Source organism: Streptomyces sp. IBSNAI002 (assembly GCF_052244475.1).
Taxonomy (GTDB): Bacteria; Actinomycetota; Actinomycetes; order Streptomycetales; family Streptomycetaceae; genus Streptomyces.
On sequence record NZ_JBQPXG010000006.1, the window covers coordinates 286,054 to 306,134 of the forward strand.

Consider the following 20,081-nt stretch of genomic DNA (forward strand, 5'->3'; position numbering starts at 1 on the left):
CGCGTCACTCCGGGTTCAATTCTCCACTGAAATCCAAGCCGAATTCGAGGAACACTCAAGCAGAATTCCAGTGGATATTGCGGGCAAACCAAAAAGGCCGCCGCGGTCCATTCCAGTGGAATGGACCGCGGCGGCCCTTGGGGGGGTGAGCCGGGCTGGATCAGCCGGTCTTCCTGCGGAAGTACCGCTTCTGGCCGGACGAACCGCTCATGTTCTTCACCTTCATACGGCCCTCTTCGTGAGCCGTGCGGGCGCGCGATGCGTTGGACTTGCGCTCCAGAGCAGCGCGGAACTTCTCCTTGGCATCTTCTGCAACGCCACCGTCGAACGACTTGTCAGTCATACATACCTCCTGCAATCAATCGACAGAAAAAGTCTGGCACAGAATTCCCGGACCGACGACCCCGCATTACCGGACCGAGGGAATGGAATTCGCCATTTCCGGGATCAGGCGGAGTCAAGGGCGAGCCGGTCCCCGGTGCGGGGCGCCGCGGTCTCGTCGGTGGTGGCCCCGCCGGTCGTCTCCGGCGCGCCCCGAGGGGCCTTCGAGGCGGGCAGGAGCGGGCCGAAGAGGCCCCGTGTCTGCCGCCGCACGGCGTCGGGCACGGCCCGGCGGCGTCACTCGAGGTCGGCTCGAGTCTGCGTCCAGGGCCCGCCGGGAAGCTGGACGGGCCTTCGGGATCCCAGCGAGATGGAGTAGGACGTGCGCAACACCCTGTGCCAGCCGGTCAAGCTGCCCACGGAGCGGCCGTCACCCCTCGACCCACCCGTCGAACTGAGAGTGTTCCGGGACCGGGACCCCGTCACCCCGATGCTGTTCCCGGACGGGCACAGGGGCTGGCTGGTCACCAGCCACTCCCTGGTGCGGTCCGTCCTCGCCGACCAGCGGTTCAGCGCACGGCAGGAACTGCACCACCACGCCGCCTTCGACCATCCGTTCGGCACGGAGAAGATCACACCCGCGGAGCCCGGCCAGTTCATCGGTATGGACGCACCGGAGCACACCCGCTACCGCAAGCCCCTCACCAAGCACTTCACGGCGCGGCGGATCAGGGAACTGGCGCCCCGGATCGAGGAGATCGTCGAGCAGCGGCTGGACGCGCTGGAGGCCGCGGGGCGCGGAGCCGACCTCGTCGCCGAGTTCGCCATCCCGATCCCGACCCTGCTGATCTGCGAGATCCTCGGCGTGCCGTACGCCGAGCAGGACATGTTCCGTCACGACGTGGCCACCTTCTTCAGGCTGGACTCCACGCAGGAGGAGACCCACGGCGCGTACGCCGACATGGTCGCCTACCTCGGCGGGCTCGTGCCGCGCAAACGCGCCGAGCCCGGGACGGACCTGATCAGCAGCCTGATCGAAGGGGGCGAGCTCTCCGACCACGAGATCGCGACCGTGGCGCTGGTCGTACTGATCGCCGGCCACGAGACCACGGCGAGCATGCTCGGACTCGGCGTCTACACCCTGCTGAGCCATCCGGGTCAGTGGGCCGGACTGAGGGCCGACCCGGACCTCCTCGACGGCGCCGTCGAGGAACTGCTGCGGTACCTCCCGCTCTTCCGGGCGGGGCTGATGCGGACCGCGCTGACCGACGTGGACCTCGGCGGCCACCGGATCGCGGCCGGTGAGTGCCTCGTGCTCTCCCTGTCGGCCGCGAACCGCGATCCGCGGCGCTTCGACGGCGACCCGGAGCGGTTCGACACCGCGCGCAGGCCGGGCGGCCAACTGTCGTTCGGGCACGGCCTGCACCAGTGCCTCGGACACCATCTCGCACGGGTCGAGCTGCGGATCGCGTACGCCGGACTGCTGCGCCGGTTCCCTCGCCTGCGGATGGCGGTTCCGGCCGAGGAGGTACCCCTGTGCACCGACATGGCCATCTACGGCGTACACCGGCTGCCGGTCACCTGGTAGCCACGGCCCGGAGGGGCCCCAGACAAGGAGATCACATGAGTTTCGGCCTGATGTCACTTGGTTACGAACTCGGCGACGAGGTGCCAGTGCTGGACGTCGCCGCCGAGTACACCGAGGACATCGAGCGGGTCCGCACCTACGCGAGCCGCTACATGCACCGGTGCCCCGAAGCGGTTGGCCTGACGGACCTGTCGTACCAGGCCGTACGGAAGGCACTCCACGCCGCCGGCACGGACGCCGGTGACATCGACCTGCTGGTCCTCGCGGTCACCGACATCACCGAGTACCTGTACTGGGACGCGGCGGCGAGCCTCCTGCACCGGCTCGGCGCCGACGGCGCGGAGGCGGTCCTGCTGACCCAGGCGTGCTCGTCGGGCGTCGCCGCGTTCGACCTGGTGGCCGGGAAGTTCGCCACCCATCCCGAGTACCGGACGGCCGTGGTGGTCGCGGCCAGCCGCGTCGCCGAGCCCTACTGGAACCGGCTGGAGACGGGGGCGGGCTGCTTCTCGGACGGTGCCGTCGCGGCGGTCGCCCGCCGCGGTCACGACCGGCTGCGCTGGCGTGCGAGCGACATCACCACGGACGGCACCTACGTCGACTTCTTCCGCCTCGACGCGGGAGGTGCGGCGGCCCCCTTCGGCACCCCCGGCGCGGCGGGCAGCGCACCGAGGGTACGGGGCATCGCCGACGTGAAGGAGTACTTCGGCGACGACCACGAGAAGATCTCCGCGTTCGGCACCCACGCCCGCAACCAGTACCGGCTCGTCGTGGAACGCGCCTGCAAGCGGGCCGGTGTCGATTTCACCGACCTGGCCCGGCTCAACCTGCCCTTCGACAACCAGCCGGCCATGGCGGGACTCGTCGCTGCCCTGGACTTCCCCCCGGAGCGCACGAACCTGTCGCTCGCCGAGGACTACGGGCACCTCGGTGCCGCCGACCCCCTGTTCGCCCTCGCCCGGGACGTCGAGCAAGACGCCCTCCGCCAGGGCGACCACGTCGCCCTGGCCGCCGTCGGACGCGGCATGAGCTGGGCGAGCGCCGTCTTCGAGGTGTGACCCCGGCCTGCCGCCGCCCCCGGGCGGCGGCAGGCCGGCAGCGCCGCGCGGCAGGTCCGGCGGGACGGCCCCACCCCCACCCTTCTCCCAGGAGCTGATCACGTGACAGACACAGCACAGTCCGGACGCGCGCGATGGGTCGCCCTGGGCGTACTCGGCACCGCCTCCTTCCTCGACGGCCTCGACGCCAACATCGTCACCGTCGCCCTGCCCAGCATCCAGCGGGACATGGAGATCGGCTTCGCCTCCGCTCAGTGGACCATGGCCGGCTACGCCCTCGCCTTCGCCATGTTCCTGATCACCGGTGGGCGACTCGGTGACATCTTCGGGGCCAAGCGGGTCTTCATGACCGGTGTCGCCCTGTTCACCGTGGCGTCCGCCCTGTGCGGTCTGGCCGTCTCCCCGGGCATGCTGGTCGCCGGCCGCTTCATGCAGGGGTTCATGGCCGCCCTCATGCTTCCCCAGGTCATGGCCGTCATCGTCCGGACCTTCGACCGCAAGGAGTGGGCCCTGGCCGCCGGTCTGGTGGGCGGTCTGCTCAGCCTCGGCAGCATCGGGGGACCGCTGCTGGGCGGTCTGCTCACCGACCTCGACCTGATGGGCCTCGGCTGGCGGACGGTGTTCTTCGTCAACGTCCCGATCGGGATTCTCGCGCTGATCATCGGAGCCCGGTCGCTGCCCTCCTTCCGCGCCGACGAGCGCCCGCAGCTCGACATGCCCGGCGTGGTCCTGCTGACCGCGGCCTCCCTGGGCGTGATGTTCCCGCTCGTCCAGGGCCGCGAACAGGGCTGGCCCGCCTGGATGTTCGTGCTGATGGCCGCCTCGGTGCCGCTGTTCCTCGCGTTCGTGGTCCACGAGCGCAGGAGGCAGGCGAAGAACGGCTCCGCTCTCGTGGACCCGGCCCTCTTCCGCCACCGCTCCTTCTCCGCCGGCCTGGTCGTGACCCTGCTCGCATTCACCGGCATCAGCTCGTTCTCCTTCGTGCTCACCTACCACCTCCAGTTCGGTCTGGGCTGGTCCGTGGGCGACACGGCACTCGCCATCGCGGCGTGGCCGCTGGGCATCGTCGCCACGTTCCAGCTCGGCTGGCGCTTCGGGGCCACCCGGGGACGCCTGTTCGTGGCGGCGGGCGCCCTCATCATGGCGCTGAGCTCCCTGGCCGCGATCGGCGTCGTACACACCCAGGGCGCCGCACTAACCATGCCGTACGTGGCCGGCGCGGCCTTCCTCATGGGCCTGGGCATGGGGTTGAGCACGCCCATCCTCGCCACGGCCGTGCTCGGTGACCTGCCCCCCAAGGACGCGGGCGCCGGATCCGGCGTGGTCAACGCCGCCACACAGTTCGGTGCCGCGATCGGCATCGCGGTCGTCGGGGCCGTCCTCTTCGGGCTCGTGGGCCCGGAGACCGCGGGGACGGCCGCGGCGCGAGCCGCCGACTTCAGCTCCGCCGTCTCCGTCACCCTCTGGTACAACGTCGCCGCCTTCCTGCTGACCGCCGCCCTCGCCCCGCTGCTGCCCCGCAGCAAGCCGGCGGACGCGGAGGCCGGGCCCGCCGGGAAGGCCGAGCAGACGGGCCTCGCCGCCGGCAGTCTCGTGCCCGACCCGGTATGAGCGGCCCGGCCGGGCAGAAGCGGTACTTACGGCGCAAGACCGGGTGAAACTCCGCTTTTCCTGAGGTTCCCCCGCTGTGCGGGAGTGGTTGACTAGCTGGTCAGGGCGGGTTGACGTGGTTTCAGGTTCACTTGTTCGGTGGCTGCCTGGTTGGCGTAGTGCTTCTCCTCGAACTCGATGGGGCTGAGGTAGCCGAGTCGTTCCTGGATGCGGTGGGGGTTGTAGAAGCCGTCGATGTAGTTGAAGAGTGCGAGGTTCGCCTCGGCACGTGTGGCGAAGACGCGGCCGCGGACGCACTCGGTCTTGACAAGCATCCACAGATTCTCGGCGAGGGCGTTGTCATACGAGTCGCCGACGGAGCCCATGGAGGCTTGGATCCCGGCTCTGAGCAGGCGTGTTGTGAGCTTCACGGACGTGTATTGGCAGCCGTGGTCGGCGTGGTGAATGAGTTCGCCGGTGATGGGCTCGCGGGAGGCGAGGGCGTACTCAAGCGTGGTCAGGACCAGGTCGGCGTCGGCGCGGGCGGAGGTTTCCCAGGCGACGACGCGGCGGGAGAAGGCGTCGCGGATCGCGGAGAGCCACAGCGGGCCCTCCAGTGTGGCGATCATGGTCAGGTCGGTGACCCACAGCCGGTTCGGCCCGGTCGCGGTGAAGTCGCGCCCGACCAGGTCCGGGGCGAGCTCGGCGTTCGGGTCGCGGCGGGTGAAGCCCTTGGCCTTGCGGGGACTGAGGCCCTGGAGGCCGGCCTGGCGCATGAGCCGTTCGACGCGTTTGCGGCCGACTCGGGTGCCCTCGCGCCGCAGGACGGCGTGGACGCGCGGTGAGCCGTAGATCCCGCCGGAGGCGTCGTGGACCTGGCGGATACGGTCCGTCAGCTCGATGTCCCGGCGGCGCCGCTCGCACGGCTCCTTCTCCGCCCGGCGCCAACGGTAGTAGGTGGAAGAGGGGAGGGAGAGTTCCCGGAGTACGGGCTCGACCCCCAGGTGTGGGTGCTCGTCGAGGAGTCCTGTCACCTGGGCCGGGTCGGGTCGAGCTGCGCCGCGAAAAAAGCCGACGCCGTCCGCAGAACCTCATTCGCCCGCTTGAGCTGGACATTCTCCTTCCGCAAGGCCGCCAGTTCCTCACGCTCCGCGGTGGTGAGCAGGTCTCCCCGTTCGCCGGCGTCGGCCTCGGCCTGACGGATCCAGTTCCGCAGAGCCTCGTGATGCACACCGAGATCCTCGGCCATACGACGGATCACCGGCTTCGGCTCCGCGGCGCGATACATCCGCACCGCACGCTCACGCAACTCCAACGGATACTTCCTCGGTGCGGACATCGTCCGGGTTCCTCTCATGAGACCCATCTGACCCCCTGTCACCCATCCCCGCATCTCGGGGGAACCTCATCCACCGCGCTGCCGAGGCTGCCGCGGACCTCCCACCAGGAGGCCCAGGGCCCCGGAGTGTTCCCGAGATGTCCGGTTTGGTCATGTGATGCCGTGGAGCCGCAGGACGGCGGTGGGGTCGGTGTGGGCGCGTCTGGCGCTGGCGGCGTTGACCCAGCCGAGGGCCCGGAGGGTGCCGCGGACGATGTCGCCGAGGCCGGCCATGACGGCGGGCGTGTTGCGGGTGCGGATGGTGCGGGCGTCTTCGCCGAAGGTGACGTCGCGGACCCAGTGGACGCTGTTCTCGATCGTCCAGTGGCCGCGGGCCCAGGCTGCGATCTCCTCGGGGCTCGCCTGCTCGGCGGTCAGGTCGGTGACCGCGTAGACGATCTCCTCGGACCACTTCTTCGTGCCGAGCGGGCGGCGCCTGCGGCGGATGCGGACCACCTGGCGGGCGTGGGGGAACAGGAGCCCGTTCACGCTGGCGACCTGCAGTTCACGGATCTCCTCGCGGCCGTGGCCGGACTCACTGGTGCGGTGCAGGACCGGGATCTGCTTCCAGGGAAGGGACTTGAGCTGCCGGGCGAGGTTCTTCTGGTTCCCCTTCACGGACAGCAGGTAGTGGGCGCCGCGCTCCTCGACCAGGTAGCGGGCGTGCTCGCGCTGGGCGTGCAGGGCATCGAGGGTGACCACGGCGTCTTCCAGTTCCTCGTCGGGGATCTGTTCCATGAGGGGCTGGAACTCGGGTATCTCGTTGGTCTTGGCGCCGACCTCGCGGGCGGCGACGGTCAGCGCGTCCTGGTGGCGCACTGCGGAGAACACGTAGACCTGGGAGCCGTCCGGGCGCTTCGCCCCGCGCAGGCACTTGCCATCCCCTGCGAAGACCCGCCGCCGGGCCCGGGACGGTGGTGTGCGTTCGGCGGCGTGGTGAGCGCGACGCTGTTCGCGTTCGGCGAGTCCCTCCGGGGTCCGCGCGCTCGGCGCCCGGTCTGCTGATTGCCGGGCCAGGACGGCCAGTCGCGTGTAGCCGGCTCGGGTCAGCTCGGCCGGGTCGACCTTGCCGTAGGCGTCGCGCAGGGTCTTCTCGTTGGGGCACCGCATCCGGCCGGTCATCGGATCGAACGGACAACCGAGATCGGCCAGGACCTGCTGATCACAGCGACGTGCCCACTCCCCGATCGCGACAAGGGAGTTATGGCCGGCGGTGGTCATCGCACAGACCCCGATCGCCAGCAGCGTCGCCAGCCGGTAGCGCCTCCCACGCGGATCACGCGAGTCCGGGACCTGGGCCAGAGCCTGCAGCAGCCCGTCCGGGACGACCGGCTCCGACGCGGCCAGCGACTGCGCAAGCAGGGGCGCGCACACGGGCACGACGGCCACAGGGCAGGATGAAGCAACGAGCACGGCACCCCTGCAGATCGTGAAGCCTAGAGAACTCCATGATCCACAGGTGCCGTGCTCGCTTCACGCCCAGGGACAACCGGCGCCCACGGGGCCAAATCAGACATTCCCGGAACACTCCGGGGCCCTGCCAGGAGGCCCGCGGCAGCCTTTTCCGTGTGCGCCCCGAACCGTCCCACGACGGACGGCGGACGGCGGACGGCGCACCGGAATTCCGGATCAATCCGAGGCGCACTCGAGAAGAATTCCAGTGGATATTACGGGCAAACCAAAAGGGCCGCCGCGGTCCATTCCAGTGGAATGGACCGCGGCGGCCCCTGGGGGGGGGTGAGCCGGGCTGGATCAGCCGGTCTTCCTGCGGAAATACCGCTTCTGGCCGGACGAACCGCTCATGTTCTTCACCTTCATACGGCCCTCTTCGTGAGCCGTACGGGCGCGCGATGCATTGGACTTGCGCTCCAGAGCAGCGCGGAACTTCTCCTTGGCATCTTCTGCAACGCCACCGTCGAACGACTTGTCAGTCATACATACCTCCTGCAATCAATCGACAGAAAAAGTCTGACATAGAATTCCCGAAATTACGACCCCCCATTCCCCTTCCGACGGAATGGAATTCGCCATTTCCGGGATCAGGCGGAGCCAGGGAGCGGCCTGCCCTTCCCGGCGGGCGGGGGGTGGGGGGACCCGGGGGCCGGCCCGGGGGGAGGCCGGCCCCCGGGGGTCAGATGCCGCCGAGTACGGCGTCCAGGGCCGCGTCCATCTCGTCGTCGGTCAGTTCCTGGGCGGTCTGCAGGGCGTCGGCGGGGGCCTCGGCCGTGGCGGTGGCGGGTGCGGCAAGCTCCAGCAGCCGGTCCAGCAGGCCGCTCTGGCGCAGCCGTTCGACGCCGATCCGGGCCACCGCCCACTGGGCGGCCTGGGCCGGGTCCTGCGGCGGGGTGTCGGCGACGGCCGCGGTCTGAGCCGCCGCGCCGTCGAAGGACAGCTTGCCGAGCAGGTATCCGGCGATGGCGCGCGGCGTGGGGTAGTCGAAGGCGAGCGTGTTGGGCACGGCCACCTGCGTGTGCCGGTCGAGCCGGTTCTTGAGCTCGACGGCCATCAGGGAGTCCCAGCCGAACTCCCGCATCGGCTTGTCGAGCGGGACGCTGCCGGACAGGCCGAGGACCGCGGTCACCTCCTGCTGGACGAACTTGCGCAGCTCCGTCTCGCGTTCCTCGCCGGGCAGGCCCGCCAGCCGGTCCCGGAAGGCCGAACCGCGCTCGGCGGCCTCCTTGGCCTTGCGGGGCTGCGTACGGACCAGGGCCCGCAGCAGGGCCGGCGGCCGCGCACCGGAGTCGCCGGACGCGAGGCGGGCGGTGTCGAGCTTGAGCGGCACCAGGTGCGGTTCGGGGCGGGCCAGGGCGGCGTCGAAGAGGGCGAGGCCCTCGGCGGCGGTCAGTGCCTGGGCGCCCTGGCGGCGCATCCGGGCGAGTTCCGCCTCGCCGAGCTGCGCGGTCATTCCGGCGCCGCCCTGCGCCCACAGACCCCAGGCGAGGCTGGTGGCGGGCAGGCCGAGCTTGTGCCGGTGGGCGGCGAGCGCGTCCAGGAAGGCGTTCGCGGCGCCGTAGTTGGACTGGCCCGGCGAACCGAGGGTGCCGGCGACCGAGGAGAACAGGACGAAGGCGGCCAGGTCCAGGTCGCGGGTGAGCTCGTGCAGGTGCCGGGCGCCGGCCAGCTTGGGGGCGAGGACGCGGGCAAACCGCTCGGGCGTCTGGTTGTGCACGACGCCGTCGTCGATGACGGCCGCGAGGTGCACCACACCGGTCAGCGGGCGCTCCTCCCCCGCCTCGGCGAGCAGGCGGGCCACCGCGTCGCGGTCCGAGACGTCGCAGGCCAGGATGCGCACGCCGGCCGCGCCGGCGGCCTCCAGGCCGGCCACCAGTTCCGGCGCGCCCGGAGCCGCCATGCCCTGGCGGGAGGTCAGGACGAGGTGGCGGACGCCGTGTTCGGCCACCAGGTGCGCGGCCAGGTCGCGGCCGAGTTCGCCGGTGCCGCCGGTGAGCAGGACCACGCCTTCCGGGTCGAGCGTCCGGCCGGTGGTCAGGACCAGCTTGCCGGTGTGGCGGCCCTGCGCCATGTGGCGGAAGGCCGCGGGGGCCTCCCGTACGTCGTACGCGAGGTACGGCAGCGGGGCGATGACCCGGTCGGTGAGCAGGCCGGACAGGTCGGTGAGCATCCGGTGCAGGTGCCGGGGCTCCAGCGACATGAGGTCGAAGGCGCTGTAGGCGACGCCCGGGTGGGCGGCGGCGACGGCTCCGGCGTCGCGGATGTCGGTCTTGCCCATCTCCAGGAAGCGTCCGCCGTGCGGCAGCAGGCGCAGCGAGGCGTCGGTGAACTCCCCGGCGAGGGAGTTCAGCACGGCGTCGAAGCCGGCGCCGCCGGTGGCGGTCAGCCACCGCTCCTCGAAGGCGGTGTCGCGGGAGGAGGCGATGCGCTCGTCGGGCAGGCCGAGGGTGCGCAGCGCGTCCCACTTGGGGTGGCTGGCCGTTCCGTAGACCTCGGCGCCCAGGTGGTGGGCGAGCTGGACGGCGGCCATGCCGACGCCGCCGGCGGCCGCGTGGACGAGGAGCTTCTCGCCGGGGCGCAGCGCTCCGAGGTCGGTGAGGGCGTAGTAGGCGGTGAGGAAGGCGAGCGGGATCGTCGCGCCCTCCTCGAAGGTGAGGGTGTCGGGCAGTCTGGCCATCAGGTGGCCGTCGCCGCGGACCTCGGTGCCGAAGGCGCCGAGCGCGAGGCCCATGGCCCGGTCGCCCGGGCGCAGGTGGGTGACGGCGGATCCGGTCTCCAGGACGGTGCCGGCGAACTCCAGGCCCAGCTTGGGCGTGGCGACCATGCCGAGCGCGTTGAGGACGTCGCGGAAGTTCATGCCCGCGGCGCGGACGGCGACGCGCACCTCGTCGGGGCCGAGCGGTCCGCCGGCCGCGACGGGGACGAGTTCGAGGCTGTCGATGCTGCCCTTCTCGCGGATGTCCAGGTGCCAGGGCCCGTCGCCGGCGGGCGGGGTGAGGGCCTCGCCGCCGTGGGCCGCCGCGGCGCGGGTGGTGCGCACGAGGCGGGGGGCGAACAGGGCGCCGCCGCGCAGCGCCAGTTCGGGCTCGTCGGCGGTCGCGAGGGCGGCGTCGAGGACCGCCCGGTCGGGGGTGGCGGTGTCGAGGTCGACCAGGCGCAGGGTGCGGTCGGGGACCTCTCCGCGGATGGCCCGTACCAGGCCCCACAGCGGGGCGTGGGCGAGGTCGGACACGGTGTCCTCGGGGCGGGCCGCGACGGCGTCGCGGGTGATCCAGACCAGCTCGGATTCCGCGGTCTTCCCGGTCAGCAGGTGCTGTACGAGGTCCAGCGCGGCCAGCGTGTCCGGCTCGGCCGCGTCGGCCGGACCGGCGGTGGTGGCGTCGATGACGATCCGCTCGGGGGCGGGCCCGTCGGCGAGCAGCGGCTCGGGGCCCGCCGACCAGGTGGCGCCGAGGGCCTCGGCGAGGGCTCCGCTGCCGCCGATCACCAGGGTGGTCGCGGGCTGCGGGGCGGCCTGGGCGGGCTCGGCCACCGGCTGGAAGTCGACGCGGTAGAGGTGGTCGCCCTCGGAGCGGGTGACCCGCAGCTGCTCGGCGGAGGCCTGCCGGATCTGGAGCGCGCCCGACAGGACGGGCTCGCCGGTGGCGTCGGTGACCAGGACGCGTGCGCCGAGGCCGCCGGCCGGGGACGGCGCGCCGTCCGCGGGCTCCTGCGGGTCCAGGGCGATGCGGACGCGCAGTTCGGTGCTGTCCGTCGCGTACAGGGTGACGTCGGTCCAGGCGAAGGGCAGCAGCACGGTGCCCTCGGGCTGCTCGGATCCCGGGGTGACGCCGGCCAGCACGTGCAGGGCCGCGTCCAGGAGCGCGGGGTGTACTCCGTGGCCCTCGGTGCCCTGGCGCAGCGGCTCGGGCAGGGCGACGTGGCCGTAGGCGACGTCGCCCTGGCGGGCGAGGGCGGTCAGGCCGCGGAAGGCCGGGCCGTAGGCGAGGCCTTCGCCGCCGAGCCGCTCGTAGAAGCCGTCGAGTCCGATGGGCTCGGCACCGGGGACCGGCCACCGGGCCAGTTCGGCGAGCCCCTCGGGGGTTTCGGCGGCGGCGTCGTCGGCGAGTTCGCCGGAGGCGTGCAGGGTCCAGGCGGCCGGGTCGGCGGATGCCTCGGGCTGGCTGTGGACGGCGATCTTCCGCCGGCCTTCCGCGTCGGGGGCTCCGACCTTGACCTGGAGCCGCAGGGGTTCGCCGGAGGCGAGGACGAGCGGCTGGGCGAGGGTGAGTTCGGCGACCCGCTCGGAGCCGACGGCCCGGGCGGCGGCCAGCGCGAGGTCGAGCAGGCCGGTGCCGGGCACGAGGACGCTGCCGAAGACGGCGTGGTCGGCGAGCCACGGGTGGTCGGCGAGCGAGAGCCGGCCGGAGAGCAGCTGGCCCTCGCCGTCGGCGAGCGTCAGGACGGCGGCGAGCCAGGGGTGCCCGGCCGGTACGAGACCGGTGTCCCGGGCGCCGCGGGCACCGCCGCGGGCCGGCTCCAGCCAGAAGTGCTCCCGCTGGAAGGCGTACGTGGGCAGCTCGGCGGCGAGTTCGGCCGCACGGGCCCGGGCAGCGGCGGGCTCGTCGGCGAACACCTGCTCCCAGTCCGGCTCCTGGCCGCTGACGTGGAGCGCGCCGAGGGCCTCGACGAGGGAACGGACCTCGTCCGGGGCCTGGTCGGGGTCCTTGGGCGCGCGCTGCGAGGCGACGAACACGGCGGGGCCGGTGACGCAGTTGGCGCCCATGGCGGCCAGGACGGCGGCGGGGCCGCATTCGAGGTGCCGGCCGATGCCGTCGGCCTCGAGGGTCCGTACGGCGTCCAGGAAGCGCACGGCGTCGCGTACCTGCCGTACCCAGTACTCGGCGGCGCGCAGGCCTTCGCCCGGTGCCAGGTCCGGGCCCATCCGGGTGCCGGTGACCGTGGAGACGACCGGGACCCGCGGGGCCGCGAAGGTGATCTCCTCGGCCACCTGCCGGTAGGCGTCGAGCATGGCGTCCATGTGCGGGGAGTGGAAGGCGTGCGAGACCGTCAGGCGGCGGGTGCGGCGGCCGAGTTCGGTGAACCAGCCGGTGACGGCGGCCACGGCGGCCTCGTCACCGCTGACGACGGTCTGCGCGGGCCCGTTGATCCCGGCGATCGAGATGCGCTGGGCGGCGCCCGCACGCACCTCCAGGGTGTCGAGGGCCTCGATGACCTCGGCCTCCGAGGCTTCCACGGAGGCCATGGCCCCGCCGCTCTCGCAGGCCTGCATCAGGCGGCCGCGGGCGGCGACCAGGCGGGCCGCGTCGTCCAGGGTGAGGACCCCGGCGACGTGGGCGGCGGCGAGTTCGCCGATGGAGTGGCCGGCGACCGCGGCGGGGTGCACGCCCCAGGCCTCCCACTGGCGGAACAGCGCGGTCTCGACGGCGAACAGCGCGGGCTGGGCGTACTCGGTCTCGTGGACGAGCGCGGATCCGCCGAGGACGAGCTCGGCCAGCGGCCGGTTCAGGTGCGGGTCGAGCGCGGCGCAGACCGCGTCGAAGGCCTGCCGGAAGACCGGGAGGGCGGCGTGCAGGGCGCGGCCCATGCCGGGTCGCTGGCTGCCCTGGCCGGTGAAGAGCACGGCGAGGGGGCCTTCGGCCGCGGTGCCTTCGGCGGCGCCCGCCGGGGTGCGGCCGTCTGCGAGGGCGCGCAGCGCGGTGACCGCTTCGGCGGTGGTGGCCACGGTGAGGGCGGCGCGGTGCTCGAAGTGCGTGCGGTGGCGGGCGGCCGTGACGGCGAGGTCGGCGACCGGGACCTCGGGCCGGCCCTGGAGCCAGTCCGCCCAGCGGGCGGCCTGCGTGCGCAGGGCCGGCTCGTCGCGGCCGGAGACGACCAGGGGGAAGGGGGCCCGGGGGGCTGCTTCGGCCGCCTGGGCCGGTTCGGTCGCTTGGGTCGCTTGGGTCGCTTGGGTCGCTATGGGCCGTTCCGTCGCTTCGGTCGCTTCGGTCGCTCCGGTCGCTCCGGTCGCTCCGGTCGCTTCGGCCGGACCGGCCGCCGGGGCGGACGGGGCCGGGGCGGCGGCCGGGGGCTCTTCGAGGACGACGTGGGCGTTCGTACCGCTCAGGCCGAAGGAGGAGACGCCGGCGCGGCGGGTGCGCGCGGTCTGCCGGGACCAGGGGCGGGCCTCGTTCAGCAGTTCGAGGCCGCTGCCGTCCCAGGCGATGTGCGGGCTGGGCTCGTCGACGTAGAGGGTCTTGGGCAGGGTCTCGTGCTGGAGGGCGAGGATCATCTTCATGACGCCCGCGACACCGGCGGCGGCCTGCGCGTGCCCGATGTTGGACTTCGAAGAGCCCAGGTAGACGGGCCGGTCGCCGTCCCGGTCGGGTCCGAAGACCTCGGCGAGCGCGCCCGCCTCGATCGGGTCGCCCAGCGGGGTGCCCGTGCCGTGCGCCTCGACGGCGTCGATGTCGGCGGGGGCCAGCCGGGCCGCTTGCAGGGCGTCGAGGATGACGCGCTGCTGTGCCGGCCCGTTGGGGGCGGTCAGGCCCTGGCTGCGGCCGTCCTGGTTGACGGCGGAACCGCGGATCACGGCCAGGACGTTGTCCCCGTCGCGTTCGGCGGCCGACAGCCGCTTCAGGACGAGGATGCCGACGCCGTCGGACCAGCCCGCGCCGTCCGCCAGGGCGGAGAAGGACTTGCAGCGGCCGTCGGGGGCCATGCCCTTGAGGCGGGAGAACTCCACGAACAGCCGGGGCGTGCTCATGACGGTGACGCCGCCGACGAGGGCCAGCTCGCACTCGCCCTGGCGCAGGGCGCTCGCGGCGAGGTGGATGGAGACGAGGGAGGAGGAGCAGGCGGTGTCGACGGTCACGGCCGGGCCCTGGAGGCCCAGGGCGTACGAGACGCGGCCGGAGACGACGCTGGACGCGTTGCCGGTGCTCACGTAGCCGTCGAAGGCGTCGAGTTCGCGGCCCTGCTCGCCGTAGTCGGAGCTCATGGCGCCGAGGTAGACACCCGTACGGCTCTCGCTGAGCGAGCCGGGACGGATCCCGGCGCGTTCGAGGGCCTCCCAGGCGGTCTCCAGGACGAGACGCTGCTGCGGGTCCATGGACAGGGCCTCGCGCTGCGAGATGCCGAAGAAGGCGGCGTCGAAGTCGGCGGCGGCCTCGATGAAGCCGCCCTCGTGGGCGTAGCTCTTGCCGACCGCTTCCGGGTCGGGGTCGTAGACGCCGAGGTTCTCCCAGCGCGACGGCAGTTCGCCGATCGCGTCGCTGCCCGAGGCGAGGAGGTTCCAGTACGCCTCGGGGGTGTCGATGCCTCCGGGGAGGCGGCAGGCCATCGAGACGACGGCGATGGGGTCGTCGGCGGCCGGGGCGGGCGCGGTGTGCCGGAGCGCGTTCGGCTTCGCCTTGGCCTTGCCGGTGGTCAGGTCCAGCTTGTCGAGCAGCAGACCGGCGATCGCGGTCGGGGTCGGGTAGTCGAAGGCGAGGGTCGAGGGCAGCGTGACGCCGGTCTCGGAGGACAGGCGGCGGCGCAGCTCCACGGCCATCAGGGAGTCGATACCGAGCTCCTTGAGCACCTGCTGCGCACCGATCCCGTCGGCCGCGGCGATGCCGAGGACCACGGCCGCCTCACGCTGCACCAGCCGGACCAGGAACGGCAGCCGCTCGGCCGCCGGCTGGGCGGCCAGCTGCTCGCGCAGGCCGGCGGGAGCGGTGCCCGCACTGCCGACGCGCTTCTTCGGGGCCCGGACGAGGGCCCGCAGCAGGGCGGGCAGTTCGTCGGGGCGCCGTTGCAGGGTGACCAGGTCGAGCTTGACCGGGACCAGGTGCGGGTGCGCGGAGCCGAGGGCGTTGTCGAGGGCCGCGAGGCCCTGCCGCTCGGTGAGCGCACCGATGCCCATGCGGCGCATCCGGGCGAGTTCGGCTTGGCCGAGGGTGGCGGTCAGTCCCTGACCGGCCTGCTGCCACAGACCCCACGACAGACTCGTCGCGGGAAGACCGTCAGCACGGCGGTGGGCCGCGAGAGCGTCCAGGAACGTGTTCGCCGCCGCGTAGTTGCTCTGACCCGCACCACCCAGAACACCGGCGGCGGAGGAGAAGAGAACGAACGCGGCCAGGTCCAGACCCTGCGTCAGCTCGTGCAGGTGCAGCGCGGCCTCCGCCTTCGGCTCCCACACACGCGCCAGACGCTCCGCGTCCTGCGACACCAACAGACCGTCATCGAGCACGGCCGCCAGGTGGAACACACCCGTCCACGGCCGGTCCGTATCCGCGAGCAAGCCGGTGACCTGCGCACGGTCGGACACATCGGCCGCAACGATCCGCACGGACTCGGCACCGACAGCCTCCAACTCGGCCACCAACTCAGCAGCCCCCGGAGCCCCCGGACCACGCCGCGACGTCAACACGAGATGCCGCACACCATGCACGGTGACCAGATGACGCGACACCGCCCGACCCAGCTCACCCGTACCACCCGTGACCAGAACGGATCCGTCGGGGTCCAGGCGCGGGGCCTCGGAGGGCTTGGCCGTGCGGACGAGGCGGGCGGTACGGATCTCCCCGTCGCGGAGCGCGATTTCGGGCTCGTCGGTGAGGGTGAGGGCCGGGGCGAGTGCAAGGTCGTCGCGGGCACCGTCGGGGCCGAGGTCGATGAGTCGGATGATCCGGTCGGCGTGCTCGGCGCGGGCCGCCCGGAGCAGACCCCACAGGGCGGCGTGGGCCAGGCCGGTCACGCCGTCGCCCGCTTCGGTGGTGTTAACGGCGTTAACGCCGTTAACGGCAGAGCGGGTTACCCAGACCAGCTCGGTCTGGTCCAGGCGCGGTTCGGCCAGCAGGAGTTGCAGGATGCCGAGCCCGGCGGCGGTCAGCTCGCGGGCGTCGGCGGCGGGGGCTTTCCCGGTGGCGTCGACGAGGACGCGGGCCGGGGCGTCGGCTCCTTCGGCAATGTGCGCGAGGAGCGCTTCGGCGTCCGCGAACACCCGCGCGCCGAGGGTGGCCGCGATCCCGGCGTCGCCTTCGAGCGCCCAGGTCTCTCCTGCCGGCTCCGCGTCGCCCGGGGTCGGGGTGGGGCGGAACTCGACGTGGTACAGGTGCTCGGCGCGCTCGCCGGCGCGGATCTGCTCGGCGCTCGCCTCGCGGATCGCGAGTCCGCGGGTCCGGACGACGGGGTGGCCGGTGCCGTCGGCGACGGTGAGGGTGAGGTGCTCGTCGGCGCCGGACGTGACCTCGACGCGTACGCGCAGCTCGGTGGCACCGGCGGCGAGGAGCTCCACGCCGGTCCACTCGAACGGCATGAACACGCGCTGGCGGGCTTCTTCGTCGCGTACGCCCATGAGGGTGTGGAGCGCGGCGTCGAGGAGGGCCGGGTGGACGCCGAAGTCGTCGGCCTTCAGGCCTTCGGGGAGTCGGATCAGTCCGTACGCCGTATCGCCCTTGCGCCACAGCTCGGTCAGGCCCTGGAAGGCGGGACCGTAGTCCAGACCGCGGGCCCGGAAGCCCTCGTAGAAGCCGTCGAGATCCACGGACTCGGCGCCCGCGACCGGCCACTGCGCCAGCTCGGCGAAGGCGTCACCGTCGGCGGTGGCCGGGACGGGGGCGGCCTCCGTTGACTCCGCGAGCTCACCGGTCGCGTGACGGCGCCATTCCTCATCGCTGCCCTCGGGGCGGCTGTAGACGGTGACGGGGCGTCGGCCGGTGTTTTCGGGTGCGCCGACGGCGACCTGAAGGCGGACGGAGCCTTCCGAGCCGAGCAACAGCGGCTCGGTGAGTACGAGTTCGGCCACGCCGGGGGCGCCGACGTGGTGGGCGGCGGTGAGGGCCAGCTCCAGCAGGCCGGTGCCGGGGACGAGGACCGAGCCGAAGGCCGCGTGGCCGGCCAGCCAGGGGTGCTCGGCGAGGGAGACCCGGCCGGTGAAGAGGTACCCTTCGCCGTCGGCGAGGGAGATGACCGCGCCGAGCCACGGGTGCTCGGAGACATCGAGACCGACCTTGCGCACGTCGCCCGAGTTCTTCGGGGCGTCGATCCAGTAGTGCGCACGCTGGAAGGCGTAGGAGGGGAGCTGGACGAGGTTCCCGGAGTCCGGGACGAAGTCCCAGCCGAGGTCGTGGCCCTGGACGTGGAGCAGGCCGAGGTTGCGCAGGAGCTGGGAGAACTCGCCATGCTGGCGGGCGAGGGAGCCGACGACGATGCCGTCGCGTTCCGCGCTGCCGTCGGTCAGCGGCATCGACAGGACGGGGTGCGCGGAGATCTCGACGAAGACGCCGTGGCCGTCGTCCAGGAGCTGGTTCAGGGCGCGGTCGAAACGGACCGGCTCACGCAGGTTCCGGCACCAGTACGAACCGTTCAGGTCCTTGCCGTCCGCTACCCGGCCGGTGACGGTGGAGTAGAAGGCGATGTCCGTGGGCTGCGGGGCGATTCCGGTGAAGCCCTCGGCCAGGGCCGGGAGGAGCGGGTCCATCTGGGCGTTGTGGGAGGCGTAGTCCACGTTGATCTTGCGGGCGTAGACACCCTGGTCCGACAGCTCCGCGACGATCTTCACGATCGCGTCGGCCTGACCCGAGATCACCGTCGAGCCGGCCGTGTTCACCGCGGCGACGGACAGCGCCTCACCGTACGGGGCCACGAACTCCTCGACCTCGGCCACCGGACGCTCGATCAGCGCCATACCGCCCTGACCCGCACACGCCAGCACCGCCCGCGAACGCTGAGCAACGATCTGCGAGCCCTGCTCCAAACTCAGAGCACCGCTCACCACAGCGGCAACGACCTCACCCTGCGAGTGACCCACCACGGCCGACGGCTCGACCCCGAGGGAACGCCAGACAGCGGACAGACCGACACCCATCGCGAACAGAGCGGGCTGCACCACGTCCACCCGGTCGAACGGCGGGTGATCACCCTCCTCACCGGAGAGGACCTCACGCACCGACCAACCCGTGAACGGCCGCAGCGCGGCATCACACGCATCGACGGCATCGGCGAACACCGCATTGGTGGCGAGGAGCTCACGGCCCATCCCCACCCACTGGCTTCCCTGACCCGGGTACACGAAGACGACCTTGCCGCGCTCGCGCGCGGTCCCGGTCACCACCGCGTCATGCGAAGCGCCCTCGGCCAGCGACCTCAGCGCCTCCACCAGACCGGCGGAATCGGCGGCGACCACACTCGCCCGCGACTCGAAGTGCGAACGGTGCCGGGCAGCCGTCACCGCCACATCGGCGACCGGGACCTCCGCACGCCCGGACAACCAGTCCGCCCAACGGCCCGCCTGCTCCCGCAGCGCGGCCTCGTCACGACCCGACACGACCACCGGAACCGGACCGGCCGGCGCATCGGCAGCCGGTTCGGCGGGCGCCTGGGCCAGGGCCGGGGGCTCCTCCAGCACCACGTGTGCGTTCGTACCGCTCAAGCCGAAGGACGAGACGCCCGCGCGGCGGACGCGCTCCGCGCCCCGCTCCCACGCACGCGCCTCGTTCAGCAGCTCGATCCCGCTGCTCTTCCACTCGATGTGCGGGCTCGGCTCCTCGGCGTGCAGGGTTTTCGGGAGCAGGCCGTGCTCCAGCGCCAGCACCATCTTGATCACGCCGATGACACCGGCAGCCGCCTGCGCGTGCCCGATGTTGGACTTCGAAGAGCCCAGGTAGACGGGCCGGTTCGCGGCCCGGTCGGGTCCGAAGACCTCGGCGAGCGCGCCCGCCTCGATCGGGTCGCCCAGCGGGGTGCCCGTGCCGTGCGCCTCGATCGCGTCGATGTCGGCGGGGGTCAACCGGGCCGCTTCGAGAGCGTCGTGGATGACGCGCTGCTGCGAGGGGCCGTTGGGGGCGGTGAGGCCCTGGCTGCGGCCGTCCTGGTTGACGGCCGAGCCGCGGATCACGGCCAGGACCGGGTCGCCGTCGCGCTGCGCGGCCGAGAGCTTCTTCAGCACGAGCACGCCCGCGCCTTCGGCCCAGCCCGCGCCGTCGGCGCCCGCCGAGAAGGACTTGCAGCGGCCGTCGGCCGCCATGCCCTTCAGCCGGGAGAACTCAACGAACAGGGCCGGGGTGCTCATCACGGTCACGCCGCCGGCCAGCGCGAGCTCGCACTCGCCCTGGCGCAGGGCCTGGACGGCCAGGTGGATGGAGACGAGGGAGGAGGAGCAGGCGGTGTCGACGGTCACGGCCGGGCCCTGGAGGCCCAGCGTGTACGAGACGCGGCCGGAGACGACGCTGCTCGCGTTGCCGGTGCTGTACCCGTCGAGGGCGTTGAGGTCGTGGCCCTGCTGGTTCCCGTAGTCGGAGCTCATCGTGCCGAGGTAGACGCCCGTACGACTCTCGCTGAGCGTGTCGGGGCGGACTCCGGCCCGCTCGAGGGCCTCCCACGAGGTTTCCAGGACCAGGCGCTGCTGCGGGTCCATCGAGAGCGCCTCGCGCGGCGAGATGCCGAAGAACGGTGCGTCGAAGCCCTCGGCTCCGTCGATGAAGCCGCCCTCGCGGGCGTAGCTCTTGCCGACGGCCTCGGGGTCGGGGTCGTAGACGCCCAGGCTGTCCCAGCGCGACGGCAGGCCGCCGACGGCGTCACCGCCGGAAGCGAGCAGCTCCCAGAAACCCTCGGGGGTGTCGATGCCTCCGGGGAGACGGCAGGCCATCGACACGACCGCGATCGGCTCCGTACGCGAGGCCCGCTCGGCGTTGAGTTCCTTCTCGGTCTCGACGAGCGCGTTCGCCGTGCGCCG

9 protein-coding genes and 1 pseudogene are annotated in these 20,081 nt (G+C 72.4%); 3 read left to right on the top strand and 7 right to left on the bottom strand.

Going from position 1 to position 20,081, the window contains the following annotated elements; genetic code table 11:
* Positions 1-160: 160 nt before the first annotated feature.
* Positions 161-343, bottom strand: coding sequence for a DUF5302 domain-containing protein (locus ACTVZO_RS44410; protein ID WP_107489046.1), 183 nt, complete (start codon positions 341-343; stop codon positions 161-163).
* 104 nt (positions 344-447) lie between these two features.
* Positions 448-606: a hypothetical protein gene (locus tag ACTVZO_RS44415; RefSeq protein ID WP_443304298.1), complete on the bottom strand. Its 159-nt coding sequence runs from the start codon at positions 604-606 to the stop codon at positions 448-450.
* Between the two features lie 97 nt (positions 607-703).
* Between ACTVZO_RS44415 and ACTVZO_RS44420 the strand changes: the two genes are divergently transcribed.
* The 3 genes from ACTVZO_RS44420 to ACTVZO_RS44430 all read left to right on the top strand — a co-directional run bounded on the left by ACTVZO_RS44420 (position 704) and on the right by ACTVZO_RS44430 (position 4,575).
* Positions 704-1,909 (top strand): cytochrome P450, encoded by a 1,206-nt coding sequence (locus ACTVZO_RS44420; protein WP_443304299.1) that lies wholly within the window; start codon positions 704-706, stop codon positions 1,907-1,909.
* 35 nt (positions 1,910-1,944) lie between these two features.
* A complete protein-coding gene (locus ACTVZO_RS44425) occupies positions 1,945-2,964 on the top strand; it encodes a 3-oxoacyl-ACP synthase III family protein (RefSeq protein WP_443304300.1) in 1,020 nt (339 codons plus the stop codon).
* Between the two features lie 102 nt (positions 2,965-3,066).
* Positions 3,067-4,575: an MFS transporter gene (locus ACTVZO_RS44430; RefSeq protein WP_443304301.1), complete on the top strand. Its 1,509-nt coding sequence runs from the start codon at positions 3,067-3,069 to the stop codon at positions 4,573-4,575.
* Positions 4,576-4,667: 92 nt separating this feature from the next.
* On the opposite strand, the gene ACTVZO_RS44435 is transcribed toward ACTVZO_RS44430, so the two are convergent.
* From ACTVZO_RS44435 to ACTVZO_RS44455, 5 genes and pseudogenes are all read right to left on the bottom strand, one after another.
* Entirely contained in the window at positions 4,668-5,588 is a 921-nt protein-coding gene (locus ACTVZO_RS44435) for an IS3 family transposase (RefSeq protein ID WP_443297102.1), read from the bottom strand.
* A complete protein-coding gene (locus ACTVZO_RS44440; RefSeq protein WP_443304302.1) occupies positions 5,585-5,947 on the bottom strand; it encodes a transposase in 363 nt (120 codons plus the stop codon). Before ACTVZO_RS44440 ends, ACTVZO_RS44435 begins: the two co-directional genes overlap by 4 nt.
* A gap of 96 nt (positions 5,948-6,043) precedes the next feature.
* Positions 6,044-7,345, bottom strand: coding sequence for an ISAs1 family transposase (locus ACTVZO_RS44445; RefSeq protein ID WP_443296498.1), 1,302 nt, complete (start codon positions 7,343-7,345; stop codon positions 6,044-6,046).
* Positions 7,346-7,684: 339 nt separating this feature from the next.
* Positions 7,685-7,867 carry a DUF5302 domain-containing protein gene (locus ACTVZO_RS44450; protein ID WP_107489046.1) on the bottom strand — a complete coding sequence of 61 codons (183 nt, stop codon included), beginning with the start codon at positions 7,865-7,867 and terminating at the stop codon, positions 7,685-7,687.
* A 196-nt stretch (positions 7,868-8,063) separates the two neighbouring features.
* Positions 8,064-20,027: pseudogene (locus ACTVZO_RS44455) on the bottom strand (SDR family NAD(P)-dependent oxidoreductase); the annotation flags it as partial.
* Positions 20,028-20,081 lie beyond the last annotated feature (54 nt).

Bases quoted from the DNA above. Each gene is read 5' to 3' on its own strand.
- ACTVZO_RS44410 (WP_107489046.1), bottom strand. From the start codon at position 343: ATGACTGACAAGTCGTTCGACGGTGGCGTTGCAGAAGATGCCAAGGAG.
- ACTVZO_RS44425 (WP_443304300.1), top strand. From the start codon at position 1,945: ATGAGTTTCGGCCTGATGTCACTTGGTTACGAACTCGGCGACGAGGTG.
- ACTVZO_RS44440 (WP_443304302.1), bottom strand. From the start codon at position 5,947: ATGCGGGGATGGGTGACAGGGGGTCAGATGGGTCTCATGAGAGGAACC.
- ACTVZO_RS44450 (WP_107489046.1), bottom strand. From the start codon at position 7,867: ATGACTGACAAGTCGTTCGACGGTGGCGTTGCAGAAGATGCCAAGGAG.